This is a genomic window from Paenibacillus cremeus (assembly GCF_007786445.1).
GTDB lineage: Bacteria > Bacillota > Bacilli > Paenibacillales > NBRC-103111 > Paenibacillus_G > Paenibacillus_G cremeus.
The window spans coordinates 95,885-108,384 of the sequence record NZ_VNJI01000003.1 but is presented as its reverse complement, the minus strand read 5'-3'; the positions used below and the strand labels follow the sequence as shown (position 1 = coordinate 108,384).

At 51.8% G+C, this 12,500-nt stretch carries 11 protein-coding genes; 1 reads left to right on the top strand and 10 read right to left on the bottom strand.

All coding sequences use genetic code 11. The annotated features are described in order from the left end of the window. Positions 1 to 78: 78 nt before the first annotated feature. From FPZ49_RS03565 to FPZ49_RS03535, 7 genes are all read right to left on the bottom strand, one after another. Positions 79 to 912, bottom strand: coding sequence for a carbohydrate ABC transporter permease (locus FPZ49_RS03565; RefSeq protein WP_144843273.1), 834 nt, complete (start codon positions 910 to 912; stop codon positions 79 to 81). 71 nt (positions 913 to 983) lie between these two features. Further along, on the bottom strand, positions 984 to 1,868 hold the full coding sequence (locus FPZ49_RS03560) for a carbohydrate ABC transporter permease (protein WP_261381233.1): 885 nt from the start codon (positions 1,866 to 1,868) through the stop codon (positions 984 to 986). Positions 1,869 to 2,051: 183 nt separating this feature from the next. Next, the gene (locus FPZ49_RS03555; protein WP_144843270.1) at positions 2,052 to 3,329 is read right to left on the bottom strand and encodes an ABC transporter substrate-binding protein; all 1,278 of its coding nucleotides are present in this window, start codon (positions 3,327 to 3,329) and stop codon (positions 2,052 to 2,054) included. 27 nt (positions 3,330 to 3,356) lie between these two features. Beyond that, the gene (locus FPZ49_RS03550; protein WP_144843267.1) at positions 3,357 to 4,601 is read right to left on the bottom strand and encodes a Gfo/Idh/MocA family protein; all 1,245 of its coding nucleotides are present in this window, start codon (positions 4,599 to 4,601) and stop codon (positions 3,357 to 3,359) included. Between the two features lie 48 nt (positions 4,602 to 4,649). Then, positions 4,650 to 5,801, bottom strand: a complete 1,152-nt coding sequence (gene nagA, locus FPZ49_RS03545) for an N-acetylglucosamine-6-phosphate deacetylase (RefSeq protein ID WP_144843264.1) — start codon at positions 5,799 to 5,801, stop codon at positions 4,650 to 4,652. Positions 5,802 to 5,828: 27 nt separating this feature from the next. Then, positions 5,829 to 6,818, bottom strand: a complete 990-nt coding sequence (locus FPZ49_RS03540) for an ROK family protein (protein WP_186445586.1) — start codon at positions 6,816 to 6,818, stop codon at positions 5,829 to 5,831. 16 nt (positions 6,819 to 6,834) lie between these two features. After that, entirely contained in the window at positions 6,835 to 8,106 is a 1,272-nt protein-coding gene (locus tag FPZ49_RS03535; protein WP_144843258.1) for a Gfo/Idh/MocA family protein, read from the bottom strand. Positions 8,107 to 8,318: 212 nt separating this feature from the next. Between FPZ49_RS03535 and FPZ49_RS03530 the strand changes: the two genes are divergently transcribed. Continuing rightward, positions 8,319 to 9,374, top strand: coding sequence for a substrate-binding domain-containing protein (locus FPZ49_RS03530; RefSeq protein ID WP_144843255.1), 1,056 nt, complete (start codon positions 8,319 to 8,321; stop codon positions 9,372 to 9,374). Here FPZ49_RS03530 and FPZ49_RS03525 read toward each other — a convergent pair. From FPZ49_RS03525 to FPZ49_RS03515, 3 genes are all read right to left on the bottom strand, one after another. Further along, entirely contained in the window at positions 9,357 to 9,881 is a 525-nt protein-coding gene (locus tag FPZ49_RS03525) for an NUDIX hydrolase (RefSeq protein ID WP_144843253.1), read from the bottom strand. The two genes, FPZ49_RS03530 and FPZ49_RS03525, sit on opposite strands and share 18 nt — an antisense overlap. Positions 9,882 to 9,978: 97 nt before the next feature. Next, a complete protein-coding gene (locus FPZ49_RS03520; protein WP_186445585.1) occupies positions 9,979 to 10,986 on the bottom strand; it encodes a Gfo/Idh/MocA family protein in 1,008 nt (335 codons plus the stop codon). Between the two features lie 18 nt (positions 10,987 to 11,004). Beyond that, positions 11,005 to 12,489: a sulfatase family protein gene (locus tag FPZ49_RS03515; RefSeq protein ID WP_144843247.1), complete on the bottom strand. Its 1,485-nt coding sequence runs from the start codon at positions 12,487 to 12,489 to the stop codon at positions 11,005 to 11,007. Between the last annotated feature and the right edge of the window lie 11 nt (positions 12,490 to 12,500).

Genomic DNA, 12,500 nt, shown 5'->3' with positions numbered 1-12,500 from the left:
CTCATCCCGAGTATTTTTTTATCATAATGCATTGCTCCTAGATATACAAGAGTGAATTTAGACGCATGGCTTACCTGCTTATCCTTTCGTACCCGTTAATGTGATGCCCTCGACAAAGTATTTTTGCAGGAGCAAAAACATGACGATCATAGGCCACGTGGCCAGCACGGCTCCGGCCATGATGACGGGATAGTTCGTTAGGTTTTCTCCTTGCAGGGTGGCCAGTCCAACAGACAGCGGCATTTTGTCAGGGGAATTGTTAACTACGAGCGGCCATAGCAAATCGTTCCATGACCAAAGCATCGTCATAATCGCCAAAGCGATCAGACCGGGAACAACCATGGGCATCATGATTCGCGAATAGATCTGAAATTGATTACAGCCGTCGAGCTTTGCTGCTTCCTCCAGCTCCTTCGGCATGGTCATAAAGAATTGGCGCAGCAGGAAGGTTCCGAAGGCGCTGAATAAGCCGGGTACGATCAACGCTTCAATGGAGTTCAGCCAGCCCAGATGCTTCATGATCATATATTGCGGAAGAATATAAATTTGCGACGGAACCATCAGCACGGACAGCACCAGTACAAATAACAAATGACGTCCTGGAAACTCAATCCGCGCAAACGCATAAGCAGCCAGTGAGCAAAAGAGCAGCTGCCCCGCCGTTTTCGATAAGGAGGATACAACCGTATTAAAGTAAAAGTTCAGAAAAGGCAAAACAGCGGTTACATCCACAAAGTTATGCCATTGAAATTTGGCCGGAATGATGACGGGCGGCACGAGGGTCGATTCACCAAACGATTTCACCGATGTTAGAACCATCCATAGAAAGGGCCCGATCATAAACAATGCGCCGGCAATCAGCAGGATATGAACTCCCAGCTTATAAGCGGATCGAGACGTTTTCACGCTCAAGACGGTTACCTCCTTCGTCGCAACCGTTACAGCGGGTAAATCCGATGTCGGTTGTCGACAATATCCAGCTGCTATTCATAATGAACCCATCGCTTTTGCAGCTTCATCTGGATGACGGTAATGATTAAAATGATGACGAATAAAACCATGGCGATCCCTGCAGCATAACCTTTGTTATTCAGCATGAACGCGTTTTTGTAAAAGAGAAACACGACCGACTGGGTGTGCTCAATGACGACGCTGTCGGGCCCGATCATCATAAAGACCAGATCAAACACCTGGAAGGCGCCAATTAACGAGATGACCGTCACGAAAAAAATGGTCGGAGTAAGCAGGGGCATCGTGATGCGGAAAAATTTCGTGTAGGGTCCGGCGCCATCCATCGAAGCGGCTTCATAATAGGTGGACGAAATGCCCTGCAAGCCGGATAAAAAAATAACCATGTTATGTCCAATGGCTGCCCAAACCGCAACGATAACCATGGAATAAAGAGCGATATCAGGGTCGGTCAGCCACGCCGGGCCTTTGATGCCGACCACGCTCAGCAAGTAGTTGATTAGCCCGTAATCAGCGCTGTACAGCCACTTCCATACCATAGCGATCGCCGCCGGCATGGTGACTACCGGCAGAAAGTAGAGCGTCCGGTAGACGGTGACCCCACGAATTTTTTGATTCAATAGCACAGCAGCGAGGATGGATAATGAAACGCCGAACGGGATCGTTAAACAGGTGTATACCAGCGTGTTTCTGAGCGAAATCCAAAACAGACGATCGGTCAGCATCGTTTCGTAATTGTTCAGTCCTGACCATTCGTAATTGCCGAAGGCTCCCCACGTAGTAAAGCTATAGTAGAATGTCTGAAAAACCGGCCAAATGTGGAATATAGCCAGACCGAGTACCGTAGGAGCGATCATTAAATAACCCCAGAACAGGTCTCCCCTTGTTCTTGGATTCATCCGCAGCCGGCTTCTCACTTTTTGGCTTCCGTTGAGCGGGACGGCTTGATTCGTGTTGGTGTCCATTTCAGCAGTATTCACGTCGCGGCCTCCTTACAAAGGTCGTTCATTTGGGGTGCCCCGCCCTAGGGTACTCGGGATTAAGGTGCTAAGGTATGGGTCAAGCCAGGGCCGGGCACGCGCTTATTTGCTGTTTTGCTCTTCCTTGAGGATGGCATTCATTTTGGCTGCTACTTGCTTGGCCGCTTCTTCCATCGGAATTTCCCCGGACAACCCTTTGTTGAAAGTAGCCTTTTCTTCATTCTGCCATTTGGCCGTCTCTTTAGAGGATGGGTACGGCACCGCATATTTCAGCTCATCGATAAACACTTGAAGATGGAAATTCGGATTGGATTTCACCCAAGCATCCTGTGTACCATTAAAAGCGGGGATTACGGTACCGGTTCTAGCCTGGATGTCGGCAGCCTCCTTGGAGCCCAGGAACTTCACGAACTCCCAGGCTTCCTTCTGCTTTTTTGAGCTGGCAGCCATAACATTGCTTAAGCCGTGAATGACCGTAGCACGAACCTTGCCTTGCGGCAGCGGAGCGACATCGACTTTGTCCTTGGTGTATTCGTTTTGGTTGAATTCAATTTGCGTCCAGGAGCCATCCATCAGCATCGCGACCTTGCCGGATTCGAACAAGTTTCTTGCAGCGGTATCGGTCATTTGCGCAACGGTCGGCGACCATTGATTTTTGATCAAATCCGACCAGAATTTAAGGCCCTCAATCGCCTCCGGTTTGTCGTAGCCGGACGTTTTTTTATCAGGTGAAATCACATAGCCGCCGGCTTGCAGGATGGTATTATAAAAGGTGGTTTGCTGGCTCTTCGCCAACGCGGACGCCATGCCCCACACGCCTTTGGATGGGTTCGTCAGCTTTTGCGCCGCTTCCTGTAGCTTTTTCCAGTCCCAAGTATCGTCAGGGTATTTCATTCCTGCATCGTCGAACATTTTCTTGTTGTACCAGAGTCCGATCGTATCAAAATCCTTCGGCATCCCGTAGAGGGTTCCGTTCAACGAATACAGGTCGACAAGCGATTTGGGATAATTATCTAAGCTCATGTTATCCGTTTTCGCTTTATCCGACAGAGGAACTAGCATTTTGTTCGAGGCATACTTAACAAAATTGGCGGCGTTGATCCAGAAGACGTCCGGCAATGTACCGCCTGTCGCTGCCGTTTCCAGCTTCGTCCAGTATTGGTCAAACGGCGTGACCTCAATTTTGACTGTAATGTTCGGGTGGGATTCCGTAAATTTTTTCGCAATCTCCTGCATGGCCGGCGCCTGGTTCTGATCCCACAGCCCGTAGGAAAGCTCAACCGGCTTATCCTTACTCCCGCTGGGTGTTGACGACGAAGAGCACGCTGTCATGGCCAAAGCTACTCCCGCGACAGTAAGCATGGAAATCCACTTTTTCATTGCGCACCACTCCCCTGCTTTTATGATCTAGCTCTTTAATCCATTGATGTAGTCTTCCAAGACTACCGTTTTCCCCGTAACGCGAGAGTGCTCTACAGCGAAGGCGATCAAATGGCTTTTGGCGGAAACCATAGCCGAGGTTCTACCGGTCGATCGGCGATTCACCTGCTTGATAAAATCTCTCATGATCAGCGTGTCTGCCCCATCGTGCCCGCCGGCCACCCGCTCTGGAGTGATCACCTGTCTCTTGCCCGAAAAATGATGGATTTCAATCTCATTGCGCTTATGATTGCCGCGAATTTCCCCGGTCGTCCCCATGATTTTGAAGGTGCGATTAATCTCGTTCGTAAACGCAGTCATGGTAAACGCGACGGTCACTTCGTTATCAAAGAGTAAATTCGCGACCTGGTGATCCACTACATCGTTGTCGCAGTGATACACACATCGGCCGTACGGGCCTTCTTTAAGCGCTTTTAATCGGGCTTCCCGATTCGGTTCGAGCGCGACGACCTTGGCTGGCCATTCGTCTTTATCGTGATAATAAAGCTTGAGCGCGGAGTAAAGACACTCATGCTCCACCTTACAGCCGTCCGTACATCGAACCGTCGAGCCTTCCGGGGCATTCGCCTCCGTAAAGTGTGTCAGGCTCCCAAAGGAAGAGACCTGCACGCATTCGCCACCCACAAGCCACTGCAGCATATCCATATCGTGGCAGCTCTTTTGCAGAATCATCGGGCTGGATTCCTTGCTGTTCCGCCAGTTGCCTCTAACGAAGCTGTGCGCCTGATGCCAGAACCCTACGTTTTCAGTCCACTGGATCGACATCGTTCTGCCGATGATCTGCTGATCCATCAGCTGCTTTAAGGTGCTGTAATAGGTGGAATACCGCATGCCGTGGCAAATCGTTAACAGCCTTCCCAAGGACTCCGCCTTTTCCGCCATCTCCAGCGATTCACGAGGATGGGGAGACATCGGCTTTTCGAGTAAAATTTGATACCCCTTGTCTAAGGCAGCCATCGTAGGCTCATAATGCTGCGAGTCCTGCGTGCAAATGAGCAAAGCTTCGCACAGCTGTGGCTGTGACAGTAGCCCCTGCCAGGAAGAGAATTGGCGTTCCGGCGGGATATTATGCAGCTTGGCAAATAACGCTCGTCTCTCTTCGTTCGGCTCCGCAACGGCCACAAACTGGATTTCATCCGGCCTGTTCAGCGCGTACGAAGCGTAGGCGAACATCCCTCTGCTGCCTGCACCGATTAAAGCGGCTTGTATCATTTCCACACTCTCCTTTAGGTCAGTTCATTATGTATGTAGAATGGTTACTTACTTCCTGTAGACGGCATGGCCTTTCACATAGGTAGCTTGGATCTCCAATTCGTCGTCCACCAGTAGAAAATCCGCATCCTTTCCCTTTTCCAAGGAGCCTTTCCGGTCCTGAACCCCAATTTGTCTGGCCGGGACCAGCGTTAACGAAGGGAGAATGTGCTCCATCGGATAACCGGTAAATTGCATGACATTTTTTAGCGCCTGAATCGTCGTAAGAGAGCTGCCTGCCAAGCTGCTTCCATCCTTCAAATAAATTTGCCCGTTCGTCATGGTGACATGCCCGTACTCTCCATCCGGCAGGCCGGCACAGGTAACTGCATCGGTAATCATACACACGTTCTCAGGCGTCTTCGTTTCAAAAAGAAGCTTAATCACAGCAGGATGAACATGTATGCCATCAGCGATCAGCTCGGTCGTAATTTCATTCAAAATAAGTCCCGCACCGGCGACCCCAGGCTCGCGATGATGCAGAGGACTCATGCCGTTGAAGTGGTGGGTCGTATGGTTGACGCCAAGCTTGACGGCCCGCTCTACCTGCTCGAAGGTTGCATCCGAATGCCCGATCGAAACGGAAATCCCGCGGTTCACGAGCCATTCCACCGCTTTGAAGCCGCCTTCGACCTCCGGTGCAAGCGTAACCAAGCGGATCGTATTCCCTGAGGCAGCGATATATTCGGCAAGCTCACTTGGGCTCGGCAGACGGATGTGCTCCCTTTTTTGCGCCCCACGCCGCTTGTCGTTAATGAAGGGTCCCTCCAGATGAACGCCCAGCAGGTCGGCACCGGAAAGGCCGGTTGTGTGGGCTTCCGCCGCACATTGAAGCGCTCTGATCGTCTTCTCTTTGGCATTCGTTGAAGTGGTGGCCAGAAACGACGTTGTCCCGTGAGCGGCATGAAAGGTGCTCATTTCATTCAGATCGTTCAAGGTGCCTTCCATCATGTTGAAGCCATTGCCGCCGTGCACATGAACATCGATAAAGCCCGGAAGCACGCTAGCGCCAGCTACATCTTCTATTACAGCGCCTGGGGCTGCTTCGAGCTCGGGTCCACCGATAGCTTCGATCTGTCCATTTGAGCTTACAAGGATGCGGCCGTTCTCCACAATGCCGTTCGGTGTGTACAGTCTGCCGTTAACATAAAGCGTGCTCATTGAGTGTCCTTCCTCCCTTGCCTTCTTTCAAATGAATTCCGACTGGCGTGTTGCAAAGGCCGCCGCCCCGATAAGTCCGGCCGAATCTCCCAGTTCACCCAGGCAAACCTGCGGTCGTTTAAGCAGCGCGGGATACTGCGCTTCAATGGTCTCGCGGATCGGCGCAAGCAAAAATTCACCCGCCGACGCTGCACCACCTCCAATGATGATCACCTCGGGATTGAGTAGAAAGATCGCCGTCATGAGCTTATGAGCGAGCGTCGTTCCCACATCGCGGAACAGCTGCTGCGCAAAGGAATCGCCTTTCAAGCAAGCCTGATAGACGTCATAAGATGTAATCGGCTGCTCCAAGTCACGAAGGCACGTATCCTTGCCCGAGGCAACGGCTTCCTTCGCCAATCGGGCAATGCCGGAGGCCGACGCGATCGTCTCGAGACAGCCGCGTTTGCCGCAGTTGCAGGGGGAGTGCTCGCCCGCAACCGTGTCATGGCCGATTTCGCCGGCATAAAAGCTGCTCCCGCGCACCATTCGCCCGTCAACGAACAGCGATGCGGCGATTCCCGTACCGAGCGTGAGGCCGATCAGATTAGCGAAGCCTCTCCCCGCCCCTGCGATAGCCTCCCCCAGCGTATAGATTCGCACATCGTTGTCGATGTAAACCGGAGTTCCACCTAACCTTCGGCTCATCTCGTCCGAGAACGGTACGTTCACCCAGCCAAGATTAGATGCCCCAAGCGCCATGCCTTGGATCGGGTCCACCCTACCCGGCACGCCGGCTCCGACTTTGGAAATGCGTCCTGCGTAACCTGCCTCCTCGGCCAGCTGTTCAATAGCTCTAGTCAAGGCGTCGAAAAAAATGGCGGGATGGCTCGTTTTGTTCGGAAAATCCGGCTTCAGCGTGGGGATCGTCCGTTTGGTGAGCAGCCTGGACGTCCCATTTCCATTTGATGCCTCGTCAAAAACGCCGATTACAGTATTGGTGCCTCCGATATCCACTCCAATAACGGCCTGCTTCATGTGATTCTCCTCGGATTTAAGCTTGGCTTGCATGACGTTCACCACGCTTCAATTCTTGGATGTATTCGTTCAACTGAATCGTTCTGCCGGTGATCCGAGAATGCTCAGCCGCAAACGCGATCAAGTGGCTTCTGGCCGAGACGGCTGCGGACGTTTTGCCAGCCAGATCCTTGCTCGCGACCTGCCGGACAAAATCTCGCATCGTCAAGTAATCCGCCCCGCCATGCCCGCCTTCGTAACGCTCAGGGCGAATGATTTCTTTTTTCCCCGAAAAATAGTTAATCTCAATTTCATTGTTCTCATGATGCCCTTTAATTTCACCTTCCGTGCCCATGATCTTAAACGTACGCGTATTCTCCGTTGAGAACGCTGTCATTGTAAAAGCGACGGTGACCTCGTTGTTAAAGATCAGGTTCACCACCTGGTGGTCGACCACATTATTGTCGCAGCGGAACACGCACCGGCCGTAAGGCCCTTCCTTAATGGCTTTCAATCTGGCTTCGAGCGTCGGTGTCAAACAAACCGCCATCGGAAAGCCGCTGTCCTTCTCGTTATAGTAATGCTTAATTGCTGAGAATGGACATTCATGCTCCACCGCGCAGCCATCGGTGCATCGCTCGGTCGAGCCCGCCGGAGCATTCTCGGGCTTGAAATAAGACAGCTTTCCGAACGAGGATACCTCTACGCAGTTCCCTCCAATGAGCCATTGCAGCATATCCATATCATGGCAGCTTTTTTGCAGAATCATCGGGCTCGTTTCATCGGAATTGCGCCAGTTCCCGCGAACGAAGCTGTGCGAATGGTGCCAGAAGCCGACATTTTCCGTCCACTGCACCGTCATCACTTTTCCAATCACCTTGGCATCCAGCAATTGCTTGAGCGTACTGTAATAGGTATCGTAGCGGGACACATGGCACACCGTCATGATCCGATTTCTGCGCTCCGCCTCCTCCGCCAATCGTATGGTTTCCAGCGGGTTCGGGGACATCGGCTTCTCGAGCAAAATGTGGTAGCCCCGCTCCAGCGCTTTCATGGCAGGCTCATAATGCTCACGGTCCTGCGTGCAGATGAGCACGACATCGCACAGCTGAGGGCGGTCTAACAGCTCCTGCCAAGATGTAAATTGCATTTCCGGGGGGATGCCATGCTCCCTTGCCAGCAAGCTGCGCCGTTCCTCGTTAGGTTCAGCGACGGCAATAAATTGAATTTCGTCCGGTCTTTTCAGCGCGTAGGAGGCATAGGCAAATATTCCTCTGCGCCCTGCTCCAATTAAGGCAGCCTTAATCATACGTTGTCCTGCTCCTTTGCTGTTTTGAAAATGGGTGAACACGAAGTGGCTTATCTGTGGAATTTAATGAGCATGTCATGTTCGGTTCTTATCATCAATATATTGCTTGTAGGGGACAAAAAGAACATCCGACGCCTGCTTGACATCGAACAACTTCTGTTTTTATTGTAAGATTATGGTCACAAAAGATTAGGCTAAGGGGCGGGTTCTTGATGAACGAAAGACAGAATGAAATCCTTCAGCTGCTCAAAAAGCATGCGATGATGAAAATCCATGAGCTTAGCGAACAATTGAACGTTTCCCCAGCGACCATTCGTAGAGATCTGACGGAGCTTAGCAAAGCAGGTGTTGAACGTGTCGGGGGCGCCGCTTTTTTAACCAAACCATCCCTTCCAGGTGACCGGACAACAGACATTCCCTCCGATAACCAAGTGGGCTGCATCGTTTCTGTTTCGATCTCCAGTAAACATATGTACCCCTATTTCTCCCCCATCCTGGAGGGGATTGAGAAAGGGCTCGCCAAATTCGGGTATTCGCTTGCGTTCATGCATAATTTGGACGACATTCAGAATGAGGCGATCCTGCAAAAAATGGTTCACGATTACAAGCATATTCGTGGAATGATTGTAGTGGAGGGCATTAAGCCGGAGGTTTATGAGCTGATTAAGAAGCATTTTCCCTATATTGTAGGGATTGATATTTCCGATTCCAGTGTTCCTGTCATCGCTTATGATCGGGTAGCTGCGGCTTCGTCTGCGGTTCGTCATCTGCTTGACCAAGGGCACAAGAAAATCGGTTTCATAGGGGGAGCTGGACTCACCGGAGAGATGGAACGGGAGAAACGATACCGAGGATATAAGCTGGCCTTGCAGGAGGCGGGGCTGGACTTGAATCCGAACTGGGTCATCAATGCCGAATGGGATGTTAATAAAAGCTACAGCGGTATGCTGGACATGTTTAAGCGCAATCAAGACTTGCCAACGGCCATGTTTTCGGCGAGCGATATGATGGCGATGCCGGCCATGCGGGCGGCGACGGAGATTGGTCTTCGCATCCCCGAAGACATGGCTTTCATCGGGCTGGATAATATCGAGCTTTCGCAATATACCAGCCCTCCGTTGTCTTCGATTCATATTCCTAAAGCTGAAATCGGCATGGTCGCCGCCAAAACGTTGATCGATTATTTGCAAGGAGCGTATCCGCTGCCGTTCAAAATGCTCATGCCTTATCAAGTGATTGCTCGGCAGTCGTCAACGTTTCAGCGATAAGAGGTCTACAGATTGTTCAAGGATCGTCTTATCCCGCAAAATCATGAACTTAAATGAGTAATCTGTACAATGGGTCATGGAGTCATTCATCAATGCTAACGCTTGTTCTAAGGGCATCCATTTGACCCTCATCCCAAGCTGCTTTTCATTTTCGCTTAGAGTTACTTGACGAGCTTCATGCTGTGCTCTTGCGATATAACAATAGGAGAGCTGCATAAAATCATTCCTGAGCTTATGCTCCTCGATGATTCCAAGCTCATGAATGATTACGGCTTCATAGCCTGTTTCTTCCTTGATTTCACGCAGAAACGCGACTTCAGCGGGCTCGTTCTCTTCTACGCCTCCGCCTGGAAGCTTGTAGAGATTATGTTTCGCCATATACATCATGGCAACGTGGAGCTGGTCATCGACCAGAACTCCCCTTGCCCCGTACCGCGTAACGCGATCCATGAATTCAGGGGTACCGCCGATAAAGTCACTGTCTGTTATTTGGTTGATCAGGTGCAAAGTGTTTACCTCGAATCAAGAATATTTTTCGCATGCTCGAATTACTATATTTTACCACGCAACCCCATTCCCCGCACTAAAAGCAAACAAGCTGCTGCTACTGGTAGTCTCCCCGCACGTATTCAGTTTTTCTTAACCGAATGCAGTCGGCAAGCTCGACGAATTGCAGCGCGGCCCGTGTGTCGCACTGCGGTTTGCGTCCGCCCCGAATGTCGTTAAAGAAGGATTCATTTTCCGCATAAAATCCATTGGTAATGAATAGCTCCTCGCTTCCGGAAATTTCCTCCCCGGAGCGGTCCAGCTTCACCTCTCCGCCATGTACGTGAACAAGCCGTCCCGGGTGGTCGTAGGCAGACCAAATCGGCAATTCCATGAAAAAGGTATGTCCCAAAGCTTGAACGGTTGCCCTCTCAATCGAAATGCCTGAGACCGGTGTGAAGTTGATGTGCGCCACCGCGCCGGATTCGAATTCACAGTGCATGAAAATATTCGATACCTTGTCGCCGAGATGAGGCAGCTCCTGATAGTGAAACCGGACGTAACGGTAAGGAGAATCGGCCCAAAAGGCCGCACCGCTGATCCCGTGTATGGCCGTCGTTTCGAAATCATGCTCCACCCGGTGAAGCCGTGAGAAATCGTAGCGGATGAAGTGAATGTCTTCCTTAGCAACTTGTGAGCGGATTAAGACCTTCGCCTCCAATGCGATGGGCACATGCCAGCGGTTGAGGGCAACCTGATGTGGAACGCTGTACCGATCGGAGGCGTCGATCATGCTGATCGCCTCTTCGCGGCTTAAACCCGGGGGCTTTTCCATCATCAGCGGGAAGCCCAGTTCCATGACCTGCACCGACATCGCGGCCGTAAGCGGCTCGGGCACGACCAGGCATACCGCATCAGGCTGCTCCGCCCGCAGCATTTCTTTGAAATCGGTATAATGCTTGTGAAAGCCGAACTTCTCCTGGAATGCTTGAGCCTTCTTGGCGTCCAGGTCGCAGCAGGCTGCAAGCATGGTGTCCGAATAATCCTGGGCGTATTTACGGTACGAGGGCCCGTGGACTCGGGAAGCTAAGGAACCGCATCCAATAGTGCAAATTTTAAAGGTCACGTTGATCTCCCTTTCTTATTACAACGTCTGCGTAGGATCCAACACCGGCGCCCAGCGCTGCTGTGCCGGAGGCGTCGTATCCAGAATATATTCGCGGTACGAACGGCAGCGGGCGATCTCCGCCGCATAGTCTGGATCCCCGATTCGATTGGTTTCCTCCTGGGGATCGGTTACCAGATCGAAGAACAGCTCCACCGGACCGCTGCCTTCTCCCCCTTCACTCCACTCATAGTTCAAATAGCGAACGTATTTGCAGGCTTCGTTCTGAACCATTTGCCAGCGCCCGCCGGGACCGTCCGATTCCGAAAAAGCATAAGGGCGAATCCGCTCTTGCTCTCCGGTCATAATCGGCAGCAGCGACCGCGCTGGAACAACGCTGTGATAGGCTGGCCAAGCTTTGCTAAGCGCCTGCTTCGGATCCAGCCCCGCGATATCTAAGATGGTTGCGGTCAGATCGATGAGCTCCACTGGTGTATCCGTCACTTGGCCTTGCAAGTAGTCCGGATGACGGATGGCCGTAGGGACGGTGGCGGATTGCCAATACGGCAGCTGCTTGGCTACTCGCATATGATCCCCCATCATTTCCCCATGATCCGAGGTGAACAAGATCACGGTATCGTCCAGAAGCTGCTCCTCCTCCAGCTTGGCTAGAATCCTTCCGATCTGATCATCGATGAGCAATATCATCGCTTTATAGGCTTGCCGCAAGCTGTACAGGCGCTGCTTAGCCTCATGACTCAACATTTGCGGTCCGTCTGGGATAAAATCATCCGTCTCCTCATAAGCCACGCGGTCTAAATAAGACTGCGGCGGATCATAGGGCGGATGAGGCGAAACGAACGAGCCGAAAATAAAGAACGGACGGTCCGCAGGACGCGACTCAATCTGCTTGACAATGTGGTCTCCGATGACGATATCTACATAATCCTCTTCCGGCAGCGGTGAAGGCTTGCCAATAAACTGCTGCTTTTCGGCCATTTTTTCGTTTTTGCCGTAGGCTTGAACAAAGTCGCGGTAGTGCTCCAGAAGGCCTTTGTCCGCTAAGTAATGGCAATAGTCGCAGTAGTTTTTTTGAGCCAGCTGCTTCCCCGCGACCTCCCATACCGTATCGAAGCCATAGCGGCGGATTTCTTCTTTTAACCCCACCAGATCATGCCCTTGCCCGCGCTTCGTGCTAAACGGCCAGCCCTGCAGCCAATGAAACTTGCCGATGCCCGCCGTGTAATACCCCGCCTTCTGCAAGGCTTGCGCATAGGTGGGATGCTGCAAGCTCAGATCGCCTGACATCGACAGCATGCCGATCTGATGCGTGTATTTGCCTGTCAAAAGCGCGCAGCGAGCCGGCGTGCAGATCGGGTTGACGCTGACGCAGCGGGTAAAGCCCACCCCTTCGGCGATTCGGTCAATATTCGGCGTATGCAGCTTGCCCTTTCCGTGAAAGCTGACGTAATCCAGCCGGAGCTGATCGGTCATGAGCAAAATGATATTTTTGGTTCCCGCCATCTGTAATCCTC